At 67.4% G+C, this 26686-nt stretch carries 21 protein-coding genes and 1 pseudogene; 17 read left to right on the top strand and 5 right to left on the bottom strand.

Annotated elements, in window-relative coordinates:
• Window positions 1-130: 130 nt before the first annotated feature.
• Together L810_RS21875 and L810_RS21880 are read left to right on the top strand one after the other, a co-directional pair.
• The gene (locus L810_RS21875; protein ID WP_021160478.1) at window positions 131-538 is read left to right on the top strand and encodes an MAPEG family protein; all 408 of its coding nucleotides are present in this window, start codon (window positions 131-133) and stop codon (window positions 536-538) included.
• Complete coding sequence (locus tag L810_RS21880; RefSeq protein ID WP_257008929.1) at window positions 513-1523, top strand: PLP-dependent cysteine synthase family protein; 1011 nt, start codon at window positions 513-515, stop codon at window positions 1521-1523. The genes L810_RS21875 and L810_RS21880 overlap by 26 nt, the downstream gene beginning before the upstream one ends.
• A 663-nt stretch (window positions 1524-2186) precedes the next feature.
• Here the strand turns inward: L810_RS21880 and L810_RS47435 are convergent.
• On the bottom strand, window positions 2187-2375 hold the full coding sequence (locus L810_RS47435) for a hypothetical protein (RefSeq protein ID WP_155836335.1): 189 nt from the start codon (window positions 2373-2375) through the stop codon (window positions 2187-2189).
• Window positions 2376-2504: 129 nt separating this feature from the next.
• Here L810_RS47435 and L810_RS21885 point away from each other — a divergent pair, with 129 nt between their 5' ends.
• The 5 genes from L810_RS21885 (at window position 2505) to L810_RS21905 (ending at window position 9195) form a co-directional block, all read left to right on the top strand.
• The gene (locus L810_RS21885) at window positions 2505-3104 is read left to right on the top strand and encodes a LysE family translocator (protein ID WP_021160481.1); all 600 of its coding nucleotides are present in this window, start codon (window positions 2505-2507) and stop codon (window positions 3102-3104) included.
• A gap of 486 nt (window positions 3105-3590) precedes the next feature.
• Window positions 3591-5207, top strand: a complete 1617-nt coding sequence (locus L810_RS21890) for a tryptophan halogenase family protein (protein ID WP_021160482.1) — start codon at window positions 3591-3593, stop codon at window positions 5205-5207.
• Window positions 5207-6292 carry a monodechloroaminopyrrolnitrin synthase PrnB family protein gene (locus L810_RS21895; protein ID WP_021160483.1) on the top strand — a complete coding sequence of 362 codons (1086 nt, stop codon included), beginning with the start codon at window positions 5207-5209 and terminating at the stop codon, window positions 6290-6292. The genes L810_RS21890 and L810_RS21895 overlap by 1 nt, the downstream gene beginning before the upstream one ends.
• Window positions 6293-6357: 65 nt before the next feature.
• Window positions 6358-8058: an NAD(P)/FAD-dependent oxidoreductase gene (locus L810_RS21900; protein WP_021160484.1), complete on the top strand. Its 1701-nt coding sequence runs from the start codon at window positions 6358-6360 to the stop codon at window positions 8056-8058.
• A gap of 24 nt (window positions 8059-8082) precedes the next feature.
• Complete coding sequence (locus L810_RS21905) at window positions 8083-9195, top strand: Rieske 2Fe-2S domain-containing protein (RefSeq protein ID WP_021160485.1); 1113 nt, start codon at window positions 8083-8085, stop codon at window positions 9193-9195.
• A gap of 285 nt (window positions 9196-9480) precedes the next feature.
• Here the strand turns inward: L810_RS21905 and L810_RS21910 are convergent, their stop codons facing one another.
• Complete coding sequence (locus tag L810_RS21910) at window positions 9481-9738, bottom strand: DUF4148 domain-containing protein (RefSeq protein WP_021160487.1); 258 nt, start codon at window positions 9736-9738, stop codon at window positions 9481-9483.
• A 200-nt stretch (window positions 9739-9938) separates the two neighbouring features.
• On the opposite strand from L810_RS21910, the gene L810_RS21915 reads away from it, so the two are divergent.
• Window positions 9939-10616 (top strand): heavy metal response regulator transcription factor, encoded by a 678-nt coding sequence (locus tag L810_RS21915; protein ID WP_021160488.1) that lies wholly within the window; start codon window positions 9939-9941, stop codon window positions 10614-10616.
• Window positions 10613-12133 carry a heavy metal sensor histidine kinase gene (locus tag L810_RS21920; protein ID WP_021160489.1) on the top strand — a complete coding sequence of 507 codons (1521 nt, stop codon included), beginning with the start codon at window positions 10613-10615 and terminating at the stop codon, window positions 12131-12133. The genes L810_RS21915 and L810_RS21920 overlap by 4 nt, the downstream gene beginning before the upstream one ends.
• Here L810_RS21920 and L810_RS21925 read toward each other — a convergent pair.
• From L810_RS21925 to L810_RS21935, 3 genes are all read right to left on the bottom strand, one after another.
• Window positions 12114-13685 carry an efflux transporter outer membrane subunit gene (locus L810_RS21925; protein ID WP_021160490.1) on the bottom strand — a complete coding sequence of 524 codons (1572 nt, stop codon included), beginning with the start codon at window positions 13683-13685 and terminating at the stop codon, window positions 12114-12116. The genes L810_RS21920 and L810_RS21925 overlap by 20 nt on opposite strands.
• Before the next feature lie 30 nt (window positions 13686-13715).
• Window positions 13716-15107, bottom strand: coding sequence for an efflux RND transporter periplasmic adaptor subunit (locus L810_RS21930; protein WP_021160491.1), 1392 nt, complete (start codon window positions 15105-15107; stop codon window positions 13716-13718).
• Window positions 15108-15177: 70 nt separating this feature from the next.
• The gene (locus tag L810_RS21935) at window positions 15178-18405 is read right to left on the bottom strand and encodes an efflux RND transporter permease subunit (protein ID WP_021160492.1); all 3228 of its coding nucleotides are present in this window, start codon (window positions 18403-18405) and stop codon (window positions 15178-15180) included.
• A 269-nt stretch (window positions 18406-18674) separates the two neighbouring features.
• On the opposite strand from L810_RS21935, the gene L810_RS21940 reads away from it, so the two are divergent.
• The 8 genes and pseudogenes from L810_RS21940 to L810_RS21975 form a co-directional block, all read left to right on the top strand.
• Window positions 18675-18953, top strand: a complete 279-nt coding sequence (locus L810_RS21940) for a DUF4148 domain-containing protein (RefSeq protein ID WP_021160494.1) — start codon at window positions 18675-18677, stop codon at window positions 18951-18953.
• 14 nt (window positions 18954-18967) lie between these two features.
• Window positions 18968-19231 (top strand): hypothetical protein, encoded by a 264-nt coding sequence (locus tag L810_RS21945; protein ID WP_021160495.1) that lies wholly within the window; start codon window positions 18968-18970, stop codon window positions 19229-19231.
• 542 nt (window positions 19232-19773) lie between these two features.
• Window positions 19774-20736, top strand: a complete 963-nt coding sequence (locus L810_RS21950; RefSeq protein ID WP_021160497.1) for an ABC transporter substrate-binding protein — start codon at window positions 19774-19776, stop codon at window positions 20734-20736.
• Window positions 20737-20830: 94 nt separating this feature from the next.
• A complete protein-coding gene (locus tag L810_RS21955; protein WP_021160498.1) occupies window positions 20831-22345 on the top strand; it encodes a sugar ABC transporter ATP-binding protein in 1515 nt (504 codons plus the stop codon).
• Window positions 22342-23382 (top strand): ABC transporter permease, encoded by a 1041-nt coding sequence (locus L810_RS21960; protein ID WP_021160499.1) that lies wholly within the window; start codon window positions 22342-22344, stop codon window positions 23380-23382. Before L810_RS21955 ends, L810_RS21960 begins: the two co-directional genes overlap by 4 nt.
• Window positions 23383-23540: 158 nt before the next feature.
• Window positions 23541-24326: pseudogene (locus L810_RS21965) on the top strand (ABC transporter permease); the annotation flags it as partial.
• A gap of 46 nt (window positions 24327-24372) precedes the next feature.
• The gene (locus L810_RS21970; protein ID WP_021160501.1) at window positions 24373-25461 is read left to right on the top strand and encodes an alcohol dehydrogenase catalytic domain-containing protein; all 1089 of its coding nucleotides are present in this window, start codon (window positions 24373-24375) and stop codon (window positions 25459-25461) included.
• Between the two features lie 29 nt (window positions 25462-25490).
• Window positions 25491-26686: FGGY-family carbohydrate kinase (locus tag L810_RS21975; RefSeq protein ID WP_042975664.1), on the top strand; the 1196-nt coding region annotated here is incomplete at its 3' end.

Here is a 26686-nt window from a genome sequence, read left to right on the forward strand (position 1 = left end):
CTTGTGTCGTGATTGTCGCTATTAATGTCATTTGTGACTATGGATCGGGCCTCGTCGCGAGTCTAGACTGCGAAGCATTTCCGGCATCCGCAGATCTCTGCCGCACCTTCTGTTCGACAAGGCCCATCCGATGACATTTTCGCCAGAACTTCACCTGCTGACGCTCACTGCCCTCGCAACGCTGCTGATGTGGATTCCGTACATGGTGGCCCGGATCACGACGCGTGGCCTGATGGCGGCCCTGAACAATCCCGATCCGTCCCGTCCGCCCGATCCGCCGTGGGCGGAGCGCGCACGTAGCGCGCATGCGAACGCGATCGAGAATCTCGCCGTGTTCGCCCCGCTCGTGCTGATGTGCGCAATGACGGGGGCGAGCGGCCCGGCGACGGTGTTCTCGGCCAAGCTCTATCTGGGTGCCCGGTTGGTTCACTACGTGGTCTACGCCGCCGGCATTCCCGTGGTTCGCACGATCGCTTTCCTGGCCGGCTTCGCGGCGACGCTCACGTTCGCTGTTGCATTGCTCGGACACGCGAGCTAATCCCACGCACTTGCGTTTCACTTGCCCGCTTACTTCAGAGGTCACCATGAAATCGACTCCCGGCAACATCCTCGACACGATCGGCAACACGTCACTCGTCCCGTTGCGAAACGTCGTCCCGAAGAACGGCGCACGCCTTTTCGTCAAGCTCGAAAGTCAGAATCCAACCGGCAGCATGAAGGATCGGATCGCGCTCGAGATGATCGAAGCTCCCGAGCGGGATGGGCGTCTGAAGCCCGGCGGCGCAGTGGTCGAATACACCGGCGGCAGCACCGGCGTGTCGCTGGCGCTGGTGTGTGCCGTCAAGCGGCATCCGCTGCATCTGGTTTCATCGGATGCGTTCTCGAAAGAAAAGCTCGATCACATGCGCCTGCTGGGCGCGAAGCTGACGCTCGTCCCCAGCGACAACGGCAAGCAAACCGAGAAGCTGACGAAGGACATGATTCGCGAAGCGCATCGAATTGCCGGCGAGACGGGCGCATACATCACGGCGCAGATGGAAAACACTGATCAGCTCAACGCCTATACGAAGATGGCCGACGAGATCTGGGAGCAGACCGGCGGCCGCCTCGACGGCTTCGTCCAGAGCGTCGGCACGGCTGCGTCGCTGCGCGGGATTTCGCGGCGCTTGCGCGAACACGATGCACGCATTCGGATCGCCGGTGTGGAACCGGCCGAATCCGCGGTACTGTCGGGTGGCCCTACCGGCGCGCACAAGATCGACGGGATCGGCGCGGGTTATGTCGTGCCGCTTTGGCGCGACGGGATTGCTGACGAGCTCGAGCGTGTCTCCACGGAGGAGGCGAGAGCCATGGCGTTCCGACTGGCCGCCGAAGAGGGGTTGTTCTGCGGTACGTCGACCGGAGCCAACGTAACTGGCGCATTGCGACTCGCCGAACGGCTTGGCCCGGACGCCACGATCGTGACGATCATGTGCGACACCGGCATGAAGTACCTGAAGTCGTTCGCGCCAACGACGGGCTGACGGCCATTCGTCGTAGCCGCATCGTTTTGCACCGAGACCGGTTTCGTCATGCGCAGCAGGTGAACGACGGTCAGCGCGACCGGCACGGCCGGCACGACGCTGATGATCCAGGGGCGGGCGCGGCGCCATGCTGGCGGGAAGGCCTCGGGTTCACTCACGTCCGCCTCACGCTTGGATGATGCATCGCTCTACTGACCGACATGAAAGGATTCCTGACAATAAAGAGGTGGAGCGAATGAAAAGGGACGGCGTCTGCGACGCGGCCCTCTACCGTTGAGCGACGATCGACCGGTGCCGCATCGGGATGCGCGCGCGACGGCGGACAGTCGTTACGGTTGGTCGGCAGCAGTGCGTCGGCTTCGGTATCGGCATCGATCGGTTGCTGGCAGACTTCGGCGCGCGTGAGCGACGCCAGCGTGGACGGTGTGAAGGTCAGCGTGCCGAATGGCAGGGTCGGTGCCTGTTATTAACCTATATGGATCCGGCCATTGGCGGCATTGGCGGATTTGGCCCGCAGCCTATTCAAAGTGATGCGCAAGTGATGCTTGCCTTTACCGCGCGATTCTCTTCGCGGCTATTGGGGCCATCCTGATCGTCGCGACCCGATTAAGCGATTAAGAGCACGTAATCGAATCAATCACGCGGAAAGTTACGCTTTGCTTTTCAGAATAAAAAAATGTGTGATTGAGTAACATTGATTGCGTCTATTTTTATTCGCGCGCAGGCATTTTCAGGCACGACATAATTCGGTTCGGCGGCGTACAATTCGCTGCGAAACGGCAATGCCGTGACAAATTCATCATTCCCCCCCCGAATTCCCTTGAAACCAGTTGGTTTGCTCTTGATCGCCATTTGCATGGTTGCCGGGCACAGCTAGCGCCTGTCGCGCACGCCCACAGCAGCCCGAATGCAGAATGACCCCAACCGATACGACAACTCGCCTCGACACATGGCGACCGTCATCGACACCAAGGAAGCAAGATGCCGACATTCCAGGTGATGTTGAAGATGGCACTCTACGTTTCGCTGGTCCTGGCCACGCCAGGCCCGACAAATACCTTGTTGCTGTCCTCGGGAATCAGGGTCGGCTTCCGGCAATCGTCGCGACTCCTGGTTGCGGAGGCATCGGGCTACGGCTTCGCGATATCCCTGTGGGGTTTCTTCCTGGCGACCTTCGCGGCCACGCGGCCCTGGCTTTACGATGTGCTGAAGCTGGGGAGTTCGGCCTACATCTTCTATCTCGCCCTGCAACTATGGAAAAGCCCGCACCTTGACGGCATCCGGTCGGGCACCATCGGCTTTCGCGACATGTTCGTCGCGACGACCATGAACCCGAAGGCGTTGTTGTTCGCCACGGCGATCTTTCCCCCGCAGGCGTTCGTATCGGTTCCGTTCTATCTCTGCTCGATCGCGGTCTTCACGGTGCTCGCCGTGACGATCGGTTCGATGTGGCTTGTGGTCGGCGGCGTCCTGACGGCGCGCCGGTCGCTGGCCACCCATACCGGAACGCTGCTTCGCGGCGCGTCGGTCGTGCTGGCGATGTTCGCGGGCACGCTGGCGTTTTCCGTACTCAACCGCTAAGGCCCGTCGGGTAGCACCCCTCTCCTTGCCGGGAGCGGGTCGAATTCGCCGAAATACGCAAGGGTCGACATCATTGTTTCGAAAATGGTGGCGACCACATTCGTTTCCCGTTAATTGGGTAGTTCGTTTATCGTTTTCATACAATAAATTGATGCGTTTGCTAAAAGTGAAATGATTGATTTTTAAAAATGTGAACGTTCATCTGGAAAATATCTCGTCGATATTTTATGGATTGAATATTTCTCTGGGGCAATGAAAATTGATATGAAATTTTGCGACGTGTGCCGTCGTGAACGCTGTTAAGGTGTGTCCGGCAGGTTACGCGAACGGTATGAAAAGCTTCGGGAAGCTGAATTTCCATGTGCTAATGGTAATTGCCGCATCGGCAAGCCAATCCATTTCCGACGCGTTACCGGACGATTTACGCGTTCAGCTCGATCAGGCGGCACTATCCCTTCAGGTTTCAAATCCTATGAGAACCGTGTCATGAGCAACCCGATCAAGAATATCGTCATCGTGGGCGGCGGCACCGCGGGCTGGATGGCCGCTTCGTACCTCGTCCGGGCGCTCCAGCAGCACACGAGCATTACGCTCGTCGAGTCCGCGGCGATCCCCCGGATCGGCGTGGGCGAGGCGACCATCCCGAGTTTGCAGAAGGTGTTCTTCGACTTCCTCGGAATACCGGAGCGGGAGTGGATGCCCCAGGTGAACGGCGCGTTCAAGGCCGCCATCAAGTTCGTGAACTGGAGGAAGTCCCCCGAGCACGCGCGCGACGATCATTTCTACCACTTGTTCGGCACCGTGCCGAACTGCGACGGCGTGCCGCTTACCCACTACTGGATGCGCAAGCGCGAACAGGGCTTCCAGCAGCCGATGGAGTACGCGTGCTACCCGCAGCCCGGGGCGCTCGACGCCAAGCTCGCACCGTGCCTGTCCGACGGCACCCGCCAGATGTCCCACGCGTGGCACTTCGATGCGCACCTGGTAGCCGACTTCCTGAAGCGCTGGGCCATCGAGCGCGGGGTGAAACAGGTGATCGACGAGGTCGAGCAGGTTCACCTGAACGAACGCGGCCACATCGCCAGCCTGTCCACCAAGGAAGGGCGCACGCTGGAGGCGGACCTGTTCATCGACTGCTCCGGCATGCGGGGGCTGCTGATCAACCAGGCGCTGAAAGAGCCCTTCATCGACATGTCCGACTACCTGCTGTGCGACAGCGCGGTCGCCAGCGCCGTGCCGAACGCCGATGCGCGCGTGGGAGTCGAGCCGTACACGTCGGCGATCGCCATGAATTCGGGGTGGACCTGGAAGATTCCGATGCTGGGCCGGTTCGGCAGCGGCTACGTCTTCTCCAGCAAGTTCACGTCGCGCGACCAGGCCACCGCCGACTTCCTCAACCTCTGGGGCCTCTCGGACAAGCAGCCGCTCAACCAGATCAAGTTCCGGGTCGGGCGCAACGGGCGGGCGTGGGTCAACAACTGCGTCGCGATCGGGCTGTCGTCGTGCTTCCTGGAGCCGCTGGAATCGACGGGAATCTACTTCATCTATGCGGCGCTTTACCAGCTCGTGAAGCACTTCCCCGATACCTCGTTCGACCCGCGGCTGGCGGACGCATTCAACGCCGAGATCGTCCACATGTTCGACGACTGCCGGGATTTCGTCCAGGCGCACTATTTCACGTCGTCGCGTGACGACACGCCGTTCTGGCTCGCGAACCGGCACGACCTGCGCCTCTCGGATGCCATCAAGGAGAAGGTTCAGCGCTACAAGGCCGGATTGCCGCTGACCACCACGTCGTTCGACGATTCCACGTACTACGAAACGTTCGACTACGAATTCAGGAACTTCTGGCTGAACGGAAACTACTACTGCATCTTTGCGGGCCTGGGCTTGCTGCCCGACCGGTCGCTGCCGCTCTTGCAGCACCGGCCGGAGTCGATCGACAAGGCCGAGGCGATGTTCGCCCGCATCCGGCGCGAGGCCGAGCGTCTGCGGACGAGCCTGCCGACCAACTACGACTACCTGCGGTCGCTGCGCGACGGCGGCGCGGGGTTGTCTCGCAGCCAGCCCGGGTCGACGCTCGCGGCGCCGGAAATCCTGTAGTGGAGCGCACCCTCGACCGCGCATGCGCATTCGCGGCGACGCACGCCGCGGTGGCGGCTTGCGATCCGCTGCGGGCGCGGGCACTCGTTCTGCAACTGCCGGGCCTGAACCGTCAAAAGGACGTGCCCGGCATCGTCGGCCTGTTGCGCGAGTTCCTCCCGGTGCGGGGCGTGCCCGCCGGCTGGGGCTTCGTCGAAGCCGCCGCCGCGATGCGGGACATCGGATTCTTCCTGGGCTCGCTCAAGCGGCACGGCCACGAGCCCGTGGACGCGGTGCCCGGGCTCGAGCCGGTGCTGCTCGACCTGGCGCGCGTGACCGGCCTGCCGCCGCGCGAGACGCTCCTGCACGTGACGGTCTGGAACCCGGCGGCGGCCGACGCGCAGCGGAGCTACACCGGGCTGCGCGACGAAGCGCACCTGCTCGAGAGCGTGCGCATCTCGATGGCGGCGCTCGAGGCGGCCATCGGGATGACCGTCGAGCTGTACGACGTGCCCCTGCGGTCGCCGTCGTTCGCCGAAGGGTGCGACGAGCTGGCGGACTATCTCCACAAGATGGTCGAATCGATCGTTTACGCGTACCGCTATATCTCGGTGCAGGTCTTCTACGACGAGCTTCGGCCGTACTACGAACCGATTCGGGTCGGGGGCCGGAGCTACCTCGGCCCCGGCGCGGTGGAAATGCCGCTCTTCGTGCTCGAGCACGTGCTGTGGGGGTCGCAATCGGACCACCCGGGTTATCGGGAATTCAAGGAGACGTACCTGCCCTACGTGCTTCCCGCGTTCGGGGCGATCTACGCGCGGTTCGCCGGGGCGCCGTCGCTCGTCGACCGCGTGCTCGGCGAGGTGCAGGCGGCCGGCGCGCGGGGCGAGCCCGTCGTGGCCGGGCTGGCCGCCCTCGACCGCGTTTTCGAGATCCTGCTGCGCTTCCGCGCGCCGCACGTCAAATTGGCGGAGCGGGCGTACGAAGTCGGGCGAAGCGGCCCGACGATCGGCAGCGGGGGGTACGCGCCCAGCATGCTCGGCGATCTGCTCACGCTCACGCGTGCCGTGCGGTCCCGCCTGCGCGCCGCGCTCGACGAGCCCTGACGCCCGACGCCCGACGCCCGACGCGTGCGGCCATGTGTTCCATCTCACCAGGAGAGTGTGCCCTCATGACTGAAAAGAGCCCCGCGAACGGGCGCGACAGCAACCACTTCGACGTGATCATCCTCGGGTCGGGCATGTCCGGCACCCAGATGGGGGCGATCCTGGCCAACCAGCAGTTTCGCGTGCTGATCATCGAGGAGTCGTCGCACCCGCGCTTCACGATCGGCGAATCGTCGATCCCCGAGACGTCCCTGATGAATCGCATCATCGCCGATCGCTACGGCATTCCGGAGCTCGACCGCATCACGTCGTTCTACGCGACGCAGCGTTACGTCGCGTCGAGCACGGGCATCAAGCGCAACTTCGGCTTCGTGTTCCACAAGCCCGGCCAGGAGCACGACCCGAAGGAATTCACGCAGTGCGTGATTCCCGAACTGCCGTGGGGCCCGGAAAGCCACTATTACCGCCAGGACGTCGACGCCTACCTGTTGCAGGCCGCGATCAAGTACGGCTGCACGGTGCGCCAGAAGACGAACGTGACCGAATACCATGCCGACAAGGACGGCGTCGCGGTGACCACCGCCCAGGGCGAACGGTTCACCGGCCGGTACATGATCGATTGCGGCGGGCCGCGCGCACCGCTCGCGACCAAGTTCAAGCTCCGCGAAGAGCCGTGCCGCTTCAAGACGCACTCACGCAGCATTTACACGCACATGCTCGGGGTCAAGCCGTTCGACGACATCTTCAAGGTCAAGGGGCAGCGCTGGCGCTGGCACGAGGGAACCCTGCATCACATGTTCGCGGGCGGCTGGCTCTGGGTGATTCCGTTCAACAACCATCCGCGATCGACCAACAACCTGGTGAGCGTCGGTCTGCAGCTCGACCCGCGTGTCTATCCGAAAACGGACATCTCCGCACAGCAGGAATTCGACGAGTTCCTCGCGCGGTTCCCGAGCATCGCGGCGCAGTTCCGCGACGCCGTGCCGGTGCGCGACTGGGTCAAGACCGACCGCCTGCAATTCTCGTCGAGCGCCTGCGTCGGCGACCGCTACTGCCTGATGCTGCATGCGAACGGGTTCATCGACCCGCTGTTCTCCCGGGGGCTCGAGAACACCGCGGTGACCATCCATGCGCTCGCGGCGCGCCTCATCAAGGCGCTGCGCGACGACGACTTTTCTCCCGAGCGCTTCGAGTACATCGAGCGCCTGCAGCAGAAGCTGCTGGACCACAACGACGATTTCGTCAGTTGCTGCTATACGGCGTTCGCGGACTTCCGCCTGTGGGACGCGTTCCACAGGCTGTGGGCGGTCGGCACGATCCTCGGGCAGTTCCGGCTCGTGCAGGCCCATGCGAGGTTCCGCGCGTCGCGTGACGAGGGCGACCTCGACCACCTCGACAACGACCCTCCGTACCTCGGATACCTGTGCGCGGACATGGAGGGGTACTACCAGTTGTTCAACGACGCCAAGGCCGAGGTCGAGGCCGTGAGCGCCGGGCACAAGGAGGCCGGGGAGGCCGCGGCGCGGATTCACGCGCTCATCGACGAACGCGAGTTCGCCAGGCCGATGTTCGGCTTCGGGTACTGCATCACCGGGGCCAGGCCGCAACTCAACAACTCGAAGTACAGCCTGGTGCCCGCGATGAAGCTGATGCACTGGACGCAAACCAGCGCGCCGGCAGAGGTGAAACGGTACTTCGACTACAACCCGATGTTCGCGCTGCTCAAGGCGTACATCACGACCCGCATCGGCCTGGCGCTGAAGTAGCCGGCCGACACCGCCAGGAAAACGATGAACGACGTTCAATTCGATCAAGCGGTCGCCACGGAGCAAGCCCCGGGGGTGTACGACGCGACCACGCGCGTGGCCGCGAGCTGGTACGTCGCGATGCGCTCGGACGACCTCAAGGACAAGCCGACGGAGTTGACGCTGTTCGGCCGTCCGTGCGTGGCGTGGCGCGGCGCGACCGGGCGGGCGGTGGTGATGGACCGCCACTGCTCGCACCTCGGCGCGAACCTGGCCGACGGGCGGGTCACGGACGGGTGCATCCAGTGCCCGTTTCACCACTGGCGGTACGACGAGCAGGGCCGGTGCGTTCACATCCCCGGGCACAGCCAGGTGGTGCGGCAGCTGGAACCCGTTCCGCGCGGCGCGCGTCAGCCGACGTGGGTCACCGCGGAGCGGTACGGCTACGTGTGGGTCTGGTACGGCTCCCCGCAGCCGCTGCACCCGCTGCCCGAAATCGCCGCGGCCGACGTCGACAACGGCGACTTCATGCACTTGCACTTCGCGTTCGAGACGACGACGGCGGTCTTGCGGATCGTCGAGAACTTCTACGACGCGCAACACGCGACCCCGGTGCACGCGCTCCCGATCTCGGCCTTCGAACTCAAGCTGTTCGACGACTGGCGCCCGTGGCCGGAGGTCGAGCCGCTGGCCCGGGCGGGCGCGTGGTTCGGTGCCGGGATCGACTTCACCGTGAACCGGTATTTCGGGCCCCTCGGCATGCTGTCGCGCGCGCTCGGCCTGAACATGTCGCAGATGAACCTGCACTTCGACGGCTACCCCGGCGGGTGCGTGATGACCGTCGCGCTGGACGGAGACTTCAAATACAAGCTGCTCCAGTGCGTGACGCCGGTGAGCGACGGCAAAAACGTCATGCACATGCTCATCTCGATCAAGAAGGTGGGCGGCGCCTTGCGCCGCGCGACCGACTACGTGCTGTTCGGGTTGCAGACCCGACAGGCCGCGGGGTACGACGTCAGGATCTGGAACGGGATGAAGCCGGACGGCGGCGGTGCGTACAGCAGGTACGACAAGCTCGTGCTCAAGTACCGCGCGTTCTACCGGGGCTGGGTCGACCGCGTCGCCGAGACGGGCGCCCGACCGCACCGCCGCGAGTGAGCGGCGAGGCGGGAGGCGAGGCGTGAAGCGGCGGCCGGGAACCGGCCAATGAGCAGGATCGCGCCGGCAACGCATGCGGCCGGCACGCCGGGCCGAGCACGGGCCATTTTTTCGCGTTCATCGTTTCACGTCGTCGGGCAGGCGGGCGGCCGTCGGGCCGGTGCGCTCAAGCGCCTGAGCCACAAGGATTTCGCGGGCCCGGCTGCGGGCGCCGCGAAATCCGCCGACAGGCGCCGGGTCGGCGCGCGATCCGGCTGTCGGCCGGCTGCCGGACACAGGCGGAGATCAATTCCCGGCCGATGCCGTCGCGACCGGCGCCGCATCGGGATGCGCGCGCGCGTAAAGCTGGCGATTGCGCGCGATCTGCGCGTGCGACGGCGGATAGTCGTTCCGGTCGGTCGGCAGCAGGCCGCCGGCTTCGGCATCGATCAGCTGCTGGTAGATTTCGGCGCGCGTGAGCGGCGCCTGCGTGGACTGGGCGAAGGCCTGTGTACCGAACGGCAGGCTCAGCGCGGCAGCGACAAAGGCAGTGAAGAGTTTCATGGCGACTCCCTGGTGGGTTGAACGAACGGGCGAGTGGGGCGGCCCCACGTATCCCATTCTGGTTGCCGCGGCAGTCACGACGCTGACCCGCCGATTACAGATTTGTAATCCGCCCGTTTCGCGCTTGCACGATGCGGCTCGCGCGCCGCGTTTCCCGGTAACATCGGCGCATGTCACCACCCCATGCGACGGAGCCGACCATGCGCATCCTGATAGTCGAAGACGAACCGAAGACCGGCGCGTACCTGAAGAAAGGGCTCGAGGAATCCGGCTTCAGCGTCGATCTCGCGAAGGATGGCGGCGAGGGCCTGACGCTCGCGCAGGAGGAAAGCTACGACGTGATCGTGCTCGACGTGATGCTGCCCGTGCTCGACGGCTGGAGCGTGCTCAAGCGGCTGCGCGACACGCACGCGACGCCCGTGCTGTTCCTGACCGCGCGCGACGACGTGCAGGATCGTGTGCACGGCCTCGAGCTCGGCGCCGACGACTACCTCGTGAAGCCGTTCGCATTCGTCGAGCTGCTTGCGCGGATCCGCACGCTCGCCCGGCGCGGGCCGCCGCGCGAGACGGAGCGCATCGCGGTGGGCGACCTGGAGATCGACGTCGTGCGCCGCCGCGTGAAGCGCGGCACCGTGCGGATCGACCTGACGCCGCGCGAATTCTCGCTGCTGCAACTGCTCGCGCGCCGGCAGGGCGAGGTGCTGAGTCGCACGCAGATCGCGTCGTACGTGTGGGACATGAATTTCGACAGCGACACCAACGTCGTCGAAGTCGCGATCCGGCGGCTGCGCGCGAAGATCGACGACGATTTCGCGGTCAAGCTGATCCATACGGTGCGCGGCGTCGGCTACGTGCTCGAGCCGAAGGACGCCGCATGACGCTCGGCCGCTTGATCGGCCGCTCGATCGGCGCGACGCTCGCGCTCGCGTTCGGCGCGACCATGCTCGCCGTCTTCGCGCTTGTCGGCACCTATGTGTATACGGCCCTCGAGCGGCAGGTGAGCACGCAGGACGACCTCGACATCGTGCTCGCCGCGCGGCACACGCGCCGGCTGGCGGGCGAGCTCGATTCGCTCGACGCGGTGCGCACGCATGCGGACCGGCTGACGAGCCAGGTGCTCGGCAACGCGGCGCTGTCGATCGCCGTCGTCGACGGGCAGGGCAACGTGCTCGCGCGCCACAACGTCGAGCGCACCGGGTTCGAGGACACGCCCGAGCCGGCGGCAGCCGCATCGATGCCCACCTCGCCCACCTCGCCCGCCTCGCCCGCGCTGCCGGCATTGCCCGACGCCGCGCTGTTCCCGCCGCACGCGACGCCGGTGCCCGCGAACGAACGGATCACCACCGACCGGATCGCGACCTGGACGGCCGGCGGCGGCGTATCCGTGCGCGGCGTCGTCAGCGATGCGCAGTTGCGCGACCACTCGACGATCCGGATCGCGATCGCGCGCAACATGAGCGATCGCGCCGCGATGCTCGACGGCTACCGCGACCGGCTGAAGATCGCCGGCGGCCTGGGTGCACTGTTCGCGATGCTGCTCAGCTACGGGCTGATCCGCACATCGCTCGCGCCGCTGCGCGAGATCGTCGCGAACACGGGCCGGATCACCGTCGACAAGCTCGATACGCGGCTCGACGCGTCGCGTGCGCCGCGCGAGCTGACGGCGCTCGTCGACGCGCAGAACGCGATGCTCGGCCGCCTGCAGCAGGCGTTCGGACACCTGTCGCAATTCAGCGCGGATCTCGCGCACGACCTGCGCACGCCGCTGAACAACATGCGCGGCGCGACCGAGGTGGCGCTCGCGCGGCCGCGTTCGACCGACGAGTACCAGGCACTGCTCGAATCGAATCTCGAGGAATACGACCGTCTCGCGCGGATGATCGAGAACGTGCTGTTTCTCGCGCGCGCCGAGCATCCGGGTTTCGTCACGCGGCAGCGTGCGTTCGACGTGCACGACGAACTGGAGCGTATCGCCGGTTATTTCGAAGGGCTCGCCGACGAAGCGGGATCGACGCTGCGCGTCGACGGGCACGGGCAACTGACCGCCGATCTCGAACTGTTCCGCCGCGCGGTCAGCAACCTGCTGGCCAACGCGCTGCGCTATACGCCGGCGGGCGGCGTGATCGCGATGAGCGTCGACGAAACGGCGGATGCGGTGCACGTCGTCGTCGCGAACCCGGGCGAGCCGATCGATCCCGCGCTGCTGCCGCGCATCTTCGAGCGTTTCGTGCGCGGCGACCCCGCGCGCAGCGGCGGCGTGCCGGGCGGCACGGCCGGGCTCGGCCTCGCGATCGTGCGTTCGGTGATGGAATTGCACGGCGGCACCGTACGCGTCGAAAGCGACGCGGCCGGCACGCGCTTCATCCTCACGTTCGTCAGGACGCCGACGGCGTAGCATCCGCGTGCGCGGCAGCCGTTGCGTGCGCATCCATATCCGTATCCTTGTTCCAGCCGCCGCCGAGCGCCGTCAGCAGCGCGACCGCCGCCTCCATCCGGCGCGCGGCGATCTGGTCGGCCAGGCGCCGGTTCGACAGCGCGATCGTCTGCGCGGTCACGACGTCGAGATAACTGACCGCACCGGCGTTGAAGCGGTTGGTCGTCAGCTTCAGCGACAGGTCGGCCGCGTCGGTCGCGCGCTGCTGGCTGTTCGCTTCCGATGCGAGCGCATCGAGCGCGGACAGTTGATCCTCGACCTGCTGGAACGCGGCCAGCACGGTCTGCCGGTAATCGGCGACCACGCCGTCGTACTGCGCATGCGCGGCGTGCAGCGACGCGCTGCGGCGCCCGCCGTCGAACAGCGTGCCGGCGAGCTGCGAGCCGAGCGACCAGAACAGGCTCGGCGCGGTGAGCCACGGCGCGAAGAACGAACTTTCGAGCCCCGCGCTCGCCGACAGCACCAGGTCGGGAAAGAACGCGGCGCGCGCCTCGCCGATCTGCGCGTTCGCGGCCGCGACGCGCCGCTCGGCCGCCGCGATGTCGGGCCGCCGCTCGAGCAGTTGCGACGGCACGCCGGCCGGGATCGCCGGCACGTCGAATGCCTGCACGCGCGGCGGTAGCGTGAAGGTCGATGCGCTTTCGCCGACCAGCGTCGCGAGCGCATGCTGAAGTTGCGCGCGCGACGCGTCGATGTCGGTGTCCTGCGTTTGCGTCGATTCGAGCTGCGTCTCGGCTTGTGCGACGGCCGACGCGTCGATCGCGCCGTCCGCGAGTTGCTGCTTCAGCAGCTTCAGGGCATCGGCATACGCGCGCACCGTTTCGTCGAGCAGTTGCTTCTGCGTGTCGAGCGAGCGCAGCGCGAAATAGTCGGTCGCGAGCTCGGTCGTGACGGACAGCCTCACGGCCTGCAGGTCGGCCGCGCTCGCGTCGGCATTCGCCTGCGCGCCCGTCACGGCGTCGCGCACGCGGCCGAACAGGTCGGGTTCCCAGCTCGCGGCGACGCCGGCCTGGTAGTCGGGCGTCGTCTTGCCGGCGAGCGACGAGCCGAGCTTGTTCTGCGACAAGCGCGAGCGGCTCTGCGCGACGCCGGCCGTGACGGTCGGCAGGAAGCCCGCACGCTGGTAACCGACCATCGCGCGTGCCTGCTCGAGATCGGCGACGGCTTTCTTCACGGTCTGGTTCGAGATGTCGACGCGCGCTTCGAGCGCGTTCAGTGCGGCGTCGTCGAAGACGGTCCACCACGGGCCGCGCGATGCGACATCGGCGGGCGTGGCGACGTTCCAGCCGGGTTGGGTGGTGGGGGCGGCCGAAGCCGGTACGCCCGTAGCCGGTACGCCCGAATCCGGTATGCCCGCAGCCGGGACGCCCGAAGCCGGTATGCCCGCATAGTGCGCAGGCACCGCGACGGTGGGGGGCGAATAGGCGGGTAGCGTCGAGCATGCGGTCAACGCGGCGGCGATGCCGAGCGCGACGACGCGGCGTGCGAACGGAAGCGGATGAAAGAGGCACATGGTGGAGATCTCGCGGGTTGTCATGAACGGTCAGCCGTGGGACTGCGTCGACGTCGCAACCGACGTGGCAACCGGCGTCGACGCGGGCGCCGCGACGGCGGCCGGTGCTGTCGCGGCCGCTACCGCGTGAGGCGCTGCCGGCACGCCGGTAGCCGAGCCGGCCCGCGCAGCCGCCTGCGCGGCGCCGGGCTCGACCGCCACGATCTTCACGGTCTCGCCGTCGGCGATCGAATCGCCCGGGTTGTCGATCACCCGATCGGTCGCGGCCAGCCCCGCGACGATCTCGACGTGCGCGCCGAAATCGCGGCCGATCTGCACGGTCTTCAGCGCGGTGGTGCCGTTCGCGGCGACGGTCGCGACCGTCACGCCGTTCGGCCGGAACAGCAGCGCGCTGACCGGCAGCTCGAACGCGGGCGCCGCACTCGCGACGAGCAGGTGCGCCTGCGCATACGCGCCCGGCATCAGCGCGCCGTCGTGGTTGTCGACGTCGATCTCGACCCGCAGCGTGCGCGTCACGGGATCGATCGCGCCCGCGCTGCGCGCCACGCGCGCGACGAAGCGCCGGCCCGGATACTGCTGCGTGGTCAGGTACACGGGCGTGCCGGCCGATACGCCGGCCGCGCTATCCTGCGGGACGTCGACGAACACGCGCAGCGTGTCGGTCTGCTCGAGGTGGAACAGTTCGCCCGACAGCCCCGGGCTGCCCGGTGTGCCGCCCGCCGTGACGAGCGTGCCGACGTCGACGTTGCGCGCGGTGATCACGCCGTCGAACGGCGCCGTCACCGATTCGTACGACACGAGTTCGTTCAGATGGGCGGCATTCGCCTGCGCGGAGGCGAGCATCGCGCGCTTCGCGTTCATGTCGGCGACCTTCGTGTCGGTGTCCTGCTGCGATACCGACTGCGTCTTCAGCATCTCCTGCCAGCGCTGCGCGGTCGATTTCGCGTAGTCGTAGTTCGCCTGCGCGGTCGACGTGTCGGCGTGCGCCTGGCGCAACTGCGCGTCGAGGTCGGGCGCCGTGATCTGCGCGAGCGTCTGCCCGGCTTTCACGTGCGTGCCGATATCCGCACTCCAGTGCGCGATGTAGCCGCTCGTGCGCGCGTAGATCGACGCTTCGGCGTAGGGCATCACCGCACCCGGCAGCGTGAGCGTCTGGTCGGCCGGCGCGGCGCCGGGCCGGATCACGGACACCGGCAGCGCCTGCTGCGCGGCCACCTGCACGCGCTGCGCGGCGCGCGCATCGATACGCGGCACGATGCCGGCGGCCAGCAGCGCGGCGGCGAGTGCGAGCACGGCCAGCGGCACGGCGAGCCTGCGGCCGCGACGGGGCAGCGGCGCGTCGGGTGCGGTGTCGCGTGAGACAGGCGGCACCGCCGCCGTTTCGGCGGAAAGCGGGGCGAGAGGTTCGGTCGAGTCGTTCATGATGGGTTCGAAGTCGGGCGAGTCGGAGGAAATCGGCGGGTATCCAGTCCAGCTATCCGGGTATCCGTGCTCAAGGCAGGGCCGGCGTGTCCGGCACGCGGCGTGCGGCGGCCGCATCTCGTCGCCGTTCGAGCCACGCATGGACGAAGCCGAACACGACGGGCACGAACAGCAGCGTCGACACCGTGCCGAACGCGAGGCCGCCGATCACCGCGCGGCCGAGCGGCGCGTTCTGCTCGCCGCCGTCGCCGAGGCCGAGCGCCATCGGCAGCATGCCGATCAGCATCGCGAGCGCGGTCATCACGACCGGGCGGAACCGGCTGAACCCCGCATCGAGCGCGGCCTGCCACGGCGGCGTGCCGCCGGCGCTCAGCTCGCGCGCCGCGTTGACGACGAGAATGCTGTTCGCGGTCGCGATGCCGATGCACAGGATCGTGCCGGTCAGCGCGGGCACCGACAGCGTCGTGTTCGTGACGAACAGCATCCACGCGATGCCCGCGAGCGACGCGGGCAGGCCGCTGACGATCACGAGCGGGTCGAGCCACGACTGGAAGTTCACGACCATCAGCAGGTAGACCAGCGCGATCGCGAGCACGAGGCCGCTCAGCAGCCCCGCGAACGACTGGTGCATCGCCTGCACCTGGCCGCGCAGCACGATCGACGAGCCGGGCGGCAGTTGCGCGCGAGCGGCGTCGACGAGCTTCGTCACGTCGGCCGTCACGCCGCCGAGATCGCGGTCCTGCACCGACGCGAAGATGTCGAGCACCGGCTGCACGTTGTAGTGCGACACGACGGCCTGCTGCTCGGCGCGCGAGAAGGTGCCCAGCGTGCCGAGCAGGTTCTGCGCGCCCGCGCCGGCCGCGGGGCCGCCCGCGGGCGTCTGCGGCGATTGCGCGGCGGTCGGCATCGCGATGTTCGCGAGCGACTGCAGCGAATTGACGTCGTACTGAGGCGCCTGCACCAGCACCGGGTAACTGACGCCGTTGGCGGGGTTCAGCCAGAAGTTCGGCGTGGTCTGCGAGCTGCCGGACAGCGCGATCAGCAGGTTCTGCGCGACGTCGCGCTGCTGGAGCCCGGCCTGGATCGCCTTGGTGCGATCGACGTCGACGTTGATCGCGGGTGCGTCGCCGGGCTGCTGGATGCGCGCGTCCACGAGGCCGCGCACGCCGCGCAGTTGCGCGAGCAGCCGGTTCGCGACCGCGCGGTTCGCATCGAGCCGGTTGCCGACGATCTGGATGTCGATCGGCGCGGGCAACCCGAAGTTGAGGATCTGGCTGACGATGTCGGCCGGCAGGAACGCGAAGGTCACGCCCGGGAACGCCTGGTTCAGCAGGTTGCGCAGCTTCGTCACGTACTGCGCGGTCGGCCGGTGGTTCGGCTTCAGCGTGATCATGATGTCGGCGTCGCCGGCGCCGACCGGATCGGACGAGTCGTAGGTCAGGTTGATCCCGCTGACGGGCACGCCGATGTTGTCGAGCACGCCGGCCAGTTCGTTCGCGGGGATCACCGAGCGGATCCGCGTCTCGACCTCGTCGGTCAGGCGCGCGGTCTCCTCAATCCGCGTGCCGGTCGGCGCGCGCAGGTGCAGCCGGATCTCGCCGGTATCGACCGACGGGAAGAAATCCTGCCCGGCGACGGCGAACAGGCTCGTGGAAGCCACGCAGGCGAGCAGGAACGCGGCCGCGAAGCGGCGCCGGTTCGCGATCGCGGCCGAAAGCAGCGCGCGATAGCGCGCGCGGACCGCTTCGAAACGGTGCTCGAAGGCGGCCTGGAAGCGCGCGAAGCGAGCGAAGATGCCGCGCGGCGTCTTGCCGTGCCCCTTGGCGCGCATCAGCACCATCGCGAGCGTCGGGATCAGCGTGCGCGAGAAGAAGTACGACGCGATCATCGCGAAGATCACCGCTTCGGCCATCGGCACGAACAGGTAGCGCGCGACGCCCGTCAGCAGGAACATCGGCGCGAACACGATGCAGATCGACAGCGTCGACACGAAGGTCGGCACGGCGATCTCGCCTGCGCCGGTCAGGATCGCCTCCTCGAGCGGCGCGCCGCGTTCGAGGTGGTGCGTGATGTTCTCGATCGCGACGGTCGCATCGTCGACGAGAATCCCGACCGCGAGCGCGAGCCCGCCGAGCGTCATGATGTTGATCGTCTCGCCGAGCGCGGCCAGCGCGCACAGCGACGTCAGCACCGCGAGCGGGATCGTCACGGCGATGATCAGCGTCGCGCGCCAGCTGCCGAGGAACAGCAGGATCATCAGCGCCGTCAGGCACGCGGCGATCAGCGCCTCGCGCGCGACGCCCTGGATCGCCGCTTTCACGAACACCGACTGGTCGCCGAGCGGCGTGATGTGCAGCGCCTTCGGCAGGCCGGCCGCGATCTTCGGCAGCATCGCCTTCACCTGGCCGATGATCGTCAGCGTCGATGCGCTGCCGGTCTTCTCGACCGTCAGCAGCGCCGCGCGCTTGCCGTCGCTGCGCACGATGTTGGTCTGCGGCGCGTAGCCGTTGCGCACGTGGGCCACGTCGCGCACATAGACGACGTTGCCGCCGACGGTCTTCACCGGCAGGTCGTTCAGCGCGGCGACGGTCTGCGTACTGCCGTTCATCTGCACGTTGTATTCGCGCGCGCCGATCTTCGCGGTGCCGCCGGGCAGGATCAGGTTCTGCGCGTTGATCGCGTTGACCACGTCGATCGGCGCGAGCCCCTTGGCCTGCAGCGCGCGCATGTTCAGGTCGACGACGATCTCGGGCACCTTGCCGCCGAACGGCAGCGGCACGGCCGCGCCCTGGACGGTCGCGAGCTGCGTGCGGATGAAGCTGTTGCCGAGGTCGTACAGCTGCTGCTCGGCGAGCGTGCTGCTCGACAGGCCGAGCTGCAGGATCGGCACCGTCGACGCGTTGTACGTGATGATGTTCGGCGGCAGCGTGCCCGGCGGCAGGATCCGCAGGATCGACGCGGAGTTGCTCGAGGCTTCGGCAATCGCGCGATTGATGTCCGCGCCGGGGTGGAAGAAGATCTTCACGACCGACACGCCGTTCAGCGATTGCGATTCGATGTGCTCGATGTCGTCGACGTCGGACGTGAGCGCGCGCTCGTAGTTGGTCGTGATGCGCTTGGCCATGTCTTCGGCGGAAAAGCCGTTGTACGACCAGACGATGCTGACGACCGGGATGTCGATGTTCGGAAAGATGTCGGTCGGTGTGCGCAGGATCGCGAGCGTGCCCGCGATGAAGATCAGCAGCGCAAGCACGACGAACGTATAGGGCCTGCGCAATGCCAGCCGGACGATCCACATGATGTTTTCCTCGAAGCAGGGCAAGGGCGCCGCGATGGATGCGACGAGCGTGCAGTCTGCCGTTGCCGCGTTGACCCGGCCCTGACTCGAAGATTACGAAACGGTTATCTGCGCGTGGCGCCGCAGATTTCAGGATTGTCATGTGGCGGTCAGCGTCGTGCCGGCCGCAGTCACCAGAATGGGGATGTCGGGCGGCGAACCGCATCCGCGGCACCGCCGGCGGCGCATCGACGATGCGTCCTCATCGAACCGTTCTGGGGAGTTTCATCATGAATCGCAGACTGATCGCAGCGACCGCGCTGCTCGCCCTCGCCATCGGCACGCCGGTTGCCGCTTTCGCGCAAGCGTCGTCGTCGGGCCCGACCCGTGCCGACGTGATCGCCGAGCTCGTTCAGGCGCAGCGCGACGGCACCGTGCCCACGTCGAACTGGGACTATCCGCCGAGCCCGTCGACGATTGCGCGCAATCGCGAGCTCTATGCGATCGCGCACGGCGAGCAGGCCACCGCGACCGCGTCGACGCCGGTGCCGGCCGTCAGCGCGCAGTGACCGGGAGACAGGCGATGAAACGCCTTTCCCGGCTGGCGATCGCCGCGCTGCTCGCGGCGGCGGTCGCGCCGGCCTTTGCACGGGGGATGCCGCAATTGCCCGATGACGACGGTGGGCGCGCGAGCGTGCTGCAAGCGTTGAACCCGGCGCGCGCGGCCGACGCCGGTCGGCCGCATGCGGCCGGCGTCGTGCCGAATCGGGGCGGCGAGACGCCGCGCGGTCGCGACAGCGGCATCGACCGGCGGCTCGGCGTGGCCGGCGATGGCGATGCGCGGTAATTCTGGCCGTCGTGAGCGACGGTCGGATAAAAGCGCGCGGTCGGCGCGTTCATGCCGGTATGGGCGCCGGGAATGAACGATCCCCAAGCAAAGGCGAGCACCTGCTGGGGCCGGAACGTCGACTGCATCCCGTGCGCGGCCCGGAGTGACCGTACCGCCAGGCAAAAACTCGTGGCGATCACCCGTTAGCGGTCGAAGCGATCCATCAGCCGGCCGCTCGCGACCGAGGCCGGTGTGCCGGCCCAGTTCACGAGGCCGCCTTGCGCGCTGGTATAGCTGGCGTTTTTCATGGCCGGCGCCTTTCCCCATCTCCGCCGCGCCGCCCCCAGCCCGTTTAGGTGTTTATACGTATGCCGATTCCGATATCGCCCGAATCCAATATTTCATTGGAAGGTTATCGGACTTGTTCATAGACTGATGCGGGGCATGCAGACCGGGCCGGCCGCACGCGCCAGCCCGGTCTGCAGTCCCGACCCGCATCCCCGCGCCAAGCAGAACCACAACAGCGCAGCGGCATACAACGACATCATCGGAGACGGACCATGACATTTTTCAGGAAGCTGACGGCCGGCGCGCTCGTCGCCGCGGCGACGGTGTTCGCGCACGACGCGTTCGCGCAGCAAAAGCCGATCACGCTCGGGTTCTCGCAGGTCGGCGCGGAAAGCGCGTGGCGCACCGCGAACACCGTGTCGGTGAAGGGCGCGGCGAAGGACGCCGGCATCAACCTGAAATTCTCGGACGCGCAGCAGAAGCAGGAGAACCAGATTCGCGCGATCCGTTCGTTCATCGCGCAGAAGGTCGACGTGATCGCGTTCTCGCCGGTCGTCGAGTCGGGCTGGGAACCGGTGCTGACCGAAGCGAAGGCCGCGCATATCCCGGTGATCCTGACCGATCGCGCGGTCGACGTGAAGGACCCGTCGCTGTACGTGACGATGATCGGCTCCGACTTCCTCGAGGAAGGGCGGCGCGCCGGCCACTGGCTCGAAGAGCGCTACAAGAACGATGCGGGCCCGATCAATATCGTCGAGCTGCAGGGCACGGTCGGTTCCGCGCCGGCCAACGATCGCCGCGCGGGCCTGCTCGAAGTGATCAAGAACAATCCGAAATTCAAGGTGATCGCGTCGCAGAGCGGCGACTTCACGCTCGCCGGCGGCAAGCAGGTGATGGAAGCGTTCGCGAAGACCTACGGCAAGCAGATCAACGTCGTCTACGCGCACAACGACGACATGGCGCTCGGCGCGATCCAGGCGATGGAGGAAGCCGGGATCAAGCCCGGCAAGGACGTGAGCGTCGTGTCGTTCGATGCGACGAAGGGCGGTTTCCAGGCGATGATCGCCGGCAAGATCAACGTCGACGTCGAATGCAGCCCGCTGCTCGGCCCGCAGCTGATGAGCGCGGTGAAGGACGTGGTCGCCGGCAAGCAGCTGCCCAAGCGGATCGTCACGAACGAGACGGTGTTCCCGATGAACGTCGCGGCGCAGGTGCTGCCGACCCGCAAGTACTGATGTCCCGCACGGGCGGCGGCGCGGCTGCCGCCCGAGTCGCAACCGCGTTGCAACCGTTTCGCAACCGCTTCGCAACCGTTTCGACGGAGGGGTCATGACGCAATCGCCGGTGGTCGAGATGACCGGCATCGACAAGTCATTTCCGGGTGTCAGCGCGCTGCAGCGCGTGGACTTCCGGTTGTTTCCCGGCGAGATCCATGCGCTGATGGGCCAGAACGGCGCGGGCAAGTCGACGCTGATCAACGTGCTCACCGGCGTGCATGCGCACGACGCGGGCGAGATTCGCGTCGGCGGCCGGCCCGTGCGCTTCGCCGCGCCGCGCGAAGCCGAGGCGGCCGGGATCCAGACGCTTTACCAGGAAGTGAACCTGTGCACGAACCTGTCGGTCGCCGAGAACATCTTCGCGGGCCGTCAGCCGATGCGGCGCGGCGCGATCGACTGGAATGCGATCCATGCGCGTGCGCGCGCGGCGCTCGCGGAACTCGACCTGTCGCTCGACGTCACGCGCTCGCTCGACGCGTACCCGATCGCCGTGCAGCAGATGGTCGCGATCGCGCGCGCCGTTTCCGTCGATGCGCGCGTGCTGATCCTCGACGAGCCGACGTCGAGCCTCGACGACGGCGAGGTCGCGCGGCTGTTCGACGTGCTGCGCCGGCTGAAGGCGTCGGGCATCGCGATCCTGTTCGTCACGCATTTCCTTGAGCAGACCTATGCGGTGTCCGACCGGATCACCGTGATGCGCAACGGCGAGCGCGAAGGCGAGTACCTGGCGCGCGACCTGCCTGTCGATGTGCTGGTCGCGAAGATGACCGGCCGCGAGCGGATGTCCGATACGCTGCAGGCGGGTGCCGCGGCCGCCGTGCGCACCGCGGGCGACGCCGCGCCGTTCCTGTCGATGCAGCAGGTCGGCCGGCGCGGGATGATGAGTGCGCTCGATCTCGACGTGCGGCCCGGCGAGATCGTCGGGCTGGCCGGGCTGCTCGGCTCGGGGCGTACCGAAACCGCGCAGCTCGCGTTCGCCGCGGAGCGCCCGGACACCGGCGCGATCGAGATCGACGGCACGCGCACGCGGCTCGCGTCGCCGCACGACGCGGTGCGGCACGGCATCGCGTACTGCCCGGAAGACCGCAAGAAGGAGGGTATCGTCGCCGCGCTGTCGATCCGCGAGAACATCATCCTCGCGCTGCAGGCGCGGCGCGGCTGGTGGCGGCTGATCGGGCGCGCGCGCCAGCGCGAGATCGCCGAGTCGTATATCGCCCGGCTCGGCATCAAGGCGCGCGACGCGGAGCAGCCGATCGGCCTGCTGTCGGGCGGCAACCAGCAGAAGGTGCTGCTCGCGCGCTGGCTCGCGACGGACCCGAAGCTGCTGATTCTCGACGAACCGACGCGCGGGATCGACGTCGCCGCGAAGTTCGACATCATGGAGCGCGTGCTCGCGCTGTGCAAGACCGGGCTCGCGATCCTGTTCATCTCGTCGGAGATCGGCGAGGTCGTGCGCGTGAGCCACCGGATCGCGGTGCTGCGCGACCGTCGCAAGGTCGCCGAGCTGAGCGGCGCCGATGCATCCGAGGAGCAGGTGTACCGTCTGATCGCGGGAGGCCAGTCATGACGCCGCTGCGCATGCTGTTTCGTCATTCGCTCGCGTGGCCGGTGCTGACGCTCGCGCTGCTGTTCGCGCTCGATGTCGCGCATCGTCCGGGTTTCCTGTCGATCGCGCTGCTCGACGGCCACCTGTTCGGCGCACCGGTCGACATCCTGAACCGCGCGGCGCCGCTCGTGATCGTGTCGCTCGGGATGACGCTCGTGATCGCGACGCGCGGGATCGACATCTCGGTCGGCGCGATCGTCGCGATCGCCGGCGCGGCCGCGGCGATCGTGCTCGACGGCGATCCGTCGCGGGTCGGTGCCGCGCTGGCCGCCGCGCTCGGCGTCGGCTTGCTCGCGGGCGCCTGGAACGGGCTGCTCGTCGCGTTCGTCGGGATGCAGCCGATCATCGCGACGCTGATCCTGATGGTGGCCGGCCGCGGCGTCGCGCAGCTGCTGACGGGCGGCCAGATCATCCCGATCGGTGCGCCCGGCTATCTCGCGCTCGGCGGCGGGTATCTCGCGACCGTGCCGTGCGCGGTGTGGATCGCCATCGCGACGATCGCCGCGACCGCGCTGCTGGTGAACCGCACGGCGCTCGGGCTGTTCATACGCGCGATCGGCGTGAATCCGGTCGCGACGCGGCTCGTCGGGCTGCGCGCGGGTGCGGTCGTGTTCGGCGTGTATCTGTGTTCGGGCGTGATGGCGGCGCTCGCCGGCATCCTCGCGAGTTCGAACGTGCGCAGCGCCGACGGCAACAACGCCGGGCTGCTGCTCGAACTCGACGCGATCCTCGCGGTGACGCTCGGCGGCACGTCGCTGCTCGGCGGCCGCTTCAGCCTCGCCGGCTCGGTGCTCGGCGCGCTGATCATCCAGACGCTCACCTACACGACCTATTCGATCGGCGTGCCGCCGGAGGCGACGCTCGTCGTCAAGGCGGTCGTCGTGATCGTCGTGACGCTGATCCAGTCGGAGGCGGCGCGCGCGCTGGTCGTCCGGCATGCGTCACGGCTGCTGCCTTCCGCGCGTTCGCGCGCCACCACCGGAGCGACGCCCCGATGACACGATTCCTTGGCCGGCTCGCCGACCCGCGCACGCTGCCGATCGTCGTGACGATCCTGCTGTTCGTCGCGCTGTTCGGTTTCGGGTCCGTGATGTATGCGGGCTTCTTCTCGATGCAGGTGCTCACCGGGCTGCTCGTCGACAACGCGTTCCTGCTGATCGTCGCGATCGGGATGACGTTCGTGATCGTGTCGGGCGGGATCGACCTGTCGGTCGGCTCGGTGATGGCGCTGTCGGGCACGCTTGCGGCCGGGCTGATGGTGGCCGGCGTGAACGCGGTGGCCGCGCTCGCGATCGGCATTGCGGTCGGCCTCGGGTTCGGCTTCCTGAGCGGCCTGTTCGTCGCGTTCGCGGGGATGCCGCCGATCATCGTCACGCTCGCGACGATGGGCATCGCGCGCGGCCTGGCACTGATCTACACGGGCGGCTATCCGATCGACGGGTTGCCCGACTGGGTCGCGTTCTTCGGCAGCGGCAAGGTGTTCGGCATCCAGGCGCCGGTACTGATCATGCTGGTGGTCTATGCAATCGCGTGGCTGCTGCTCGACCGGATGCCGTTCGGCCGCTACGTGTATGCGATCGGCGGCAACGAGCAGGCGACGCGGCTCACCGGCGTGCGCGTGGCGCGCGTGAAGCTGATCGTCTACACGCTCGCCGGGCTCACGTCGGCGCTCGCTGCGATCGTGCTGACCGGGCGCCTGATGAGCGGGCAGCCGAACGCGGGCGTGGGCTTCGAGCTCGACGCGATCGCGGCCGTCGTGATGGGCGGTACGTCGATCTCGGGCGGGCGCGGCGCGATCCTCGGCACGCTGGTCGGCGCGCTGCTGCTCGGCGTGCTCAACAACGGGCTGAACATGATCGGCGTGAACCCGTATGTGCAGAACGTGATCAAGGGCGGAATCATCCTGCTCGCGATCTACATCAGCCGCGAACGGTCGCGGTAACGTGCGATCGATCAGATATCCGAATCATCAACGAAAGAGACAACTCATGACGACACCCGAAGCCCAGCCGCGGATGACCGCGGTCGTTTGCCACGGCCCCGAGGACTACCGCGTCGAACAGGTCGCGAAGCCGTGCCCCGGCACGAACGAACTCGTGATCCGCATCGCCGCGTGCGGGATTTGCGCGAGCGACTGCAAGTGCTATACGGGCGCGAAGATGTTCTGGGGCGGCCCGAGCCCGTGGGTGAAGGCGCCCGTGATTCCCGGCCATGAATTTTTCGGCTACGTCGAAGCGCTCGGCGACGGCGCGGCCGAGCATTTCGGCGTGGCGTTGGGCGACCGCGTGATCGCCGAGCAGATCGTGCCGTGCGGCAAGTGTCGTTATTGCCGGTCGGGCCAGTACTGGATGTGCGAAGTGCACAACATCTTCGGCTTCCAGCGCGAGGTGGCCGACGGCGGGATGGCCGAATACATGCGCATTCCGCCCACCGCGATCGTCCACAGGATCCCGCTCGGCGTGTCGCTCGAAGACGCCGCGATCATCGAGCCGCTGTCGTGCGCGATCCATACCGTGAACCGCGGCGACCTGCAGCTCGACGATGTGGTCGTGATCGCCGGAGCGGGCCCGCTCGGCCTGATGATGACGCAGGTCGCGCACCTGAAGACGCCGAAGAAACTCGTCGTGATCGACCTGATCGACGAGCGGCTCGAACTCGCGCGGCAGTACGGCGCCGACGTGACGATCAACCCGGCGCGCGACGATGCGCGCGCGATCGTCAGGTCGCTCACCGACGGCTACGGCTGCGACGTCTACATCGAGACGACCGGCGCGCCGGTCGGCGTGAGCCAGGGGCTCGACCTGATCCGCAAGCTCGGCCGCTTCGTCGAATTCAGCGTGTTCGGCGAGGATGCGACCGTCGACTGGTCGATCATCGGCGACCGCAAGGAGCTCGACGTGCGCGGCGCGCACCTGGGGCCATACTGCTATCCGGTCGCGATCGACTTGCTCGCACGCGGGCTCGTCACGTCGAAAGGCATCGTCACGCACGATTTCGCGCTCGAGGAGTGGGACGACGCGATCCGCGTCGCGAAATCGCCCGAATCGATCAAGGTGCTGCTGAAGCCGGCCCGCTGACGGCCGGCGTGCGCCTTACCGGAGACATCATGGAATACGTCATAGGCGTGGACATCGGCACGCAGAGCACCAAGGCGCTGCTCGTCGACCGGCACGGCACGATCGTCGCGCGGCGCTCGGCCGGCTACCAGCCCGATACGCCGCGCCCGCTGTGGGCCGAGCAATGGCCGCAGGTGTGGTTCGACGCCGTGCTCGAATGCATCGCCGGCTGCGTGAGCGATGCGCGCGCGCAGGGTGTGCCGGCCGACGCGATCCGCGCGGTGTGCGTGGGCAGCCTGTACGGGGGCTCGGGCGTTCCGGTCGACAGCGACATGCGGCCGGTCCATCCGTGCCTGATCTGGATGGACCGGCGTGCGACCGCGGAAGTCGACTGGATCAATGCGAACGTGAACGTCGAGCGGCTGCGCGTGATCACGGGCAACGGCGTCGACAGCTATTACGGCTTCACGAAGATGCTGTGGCTGCGCGACCAGCGGCCGGACGTGTGGGCGAACGTGCGCTACTTCCTGCCGCCGAACGCCCACGTGATCTACCTGCTGACCGGCGAGGTCGCGGTCGACCACAGCTCGGCCGGCAACATCGGCGGCGTGTACGACGTCGCGCGCCGCGAATGGTCCGACGATGCGCTCGACATGCTCGGCATCCCGGCGACGATGATGCCCGAGCGGCTCGTCGAATCGACGGACGTCGTCGGCGGCCTGCTGTCGCAATGGACGGAGCCGCTCGGGCTGCCGGCCGGCACGCCCGTCGTCGCGGGCGGCGTCGATGCGGCCGTCGCGACCTTCGCGGCCGGCGCGACGCGCGCGGGGCAGCATGTCGCGATGATCGGCACCAGCATGTGCTGGGGTTACGTGAGCCGGCACGTCGATGCGCGGCACGGGCTCGTCAGCATGCCGCACGTGTTCGACGGGCAGCGCGACCTGTACGTGTTCGGCGGCGCGATCACGGCAGGCGCGTCGGTCGCGTGGTTTCGCGACCAGTTCTGTCATGCGGAGATCGATGCGGCACGCCTGTTGCCGCACGGCGATCCGCACGTGTTGCTGGAGGAGGCGGCCGAAAGCGTGCCGCCGGGCGCCGATGGCGTGCTGTTCCTGCCGTACCTGATGGGCGAACGCAGCCCGGTGTGGGACGCGAAGGCGAGCGGCGCATTCGTCGGGCTGAGTCTCGCGCACACGCGCGCGCACCTGTATCGCGCGGTGCTCGAAGGCGTCGCGTTCGCGTTGCG

It is taken from the genome of Burkholderia sp. AU4i (assembly GCF_000466765.1).
In the GTDB taxonomy this organism is placed as follows: domain Bacteria; phylum Pseudomonadota; class Gammaproteobacteria; order Burkholderiales; family Burkholderiaceae; genus Burkholderia; species Burkholderia cepacia.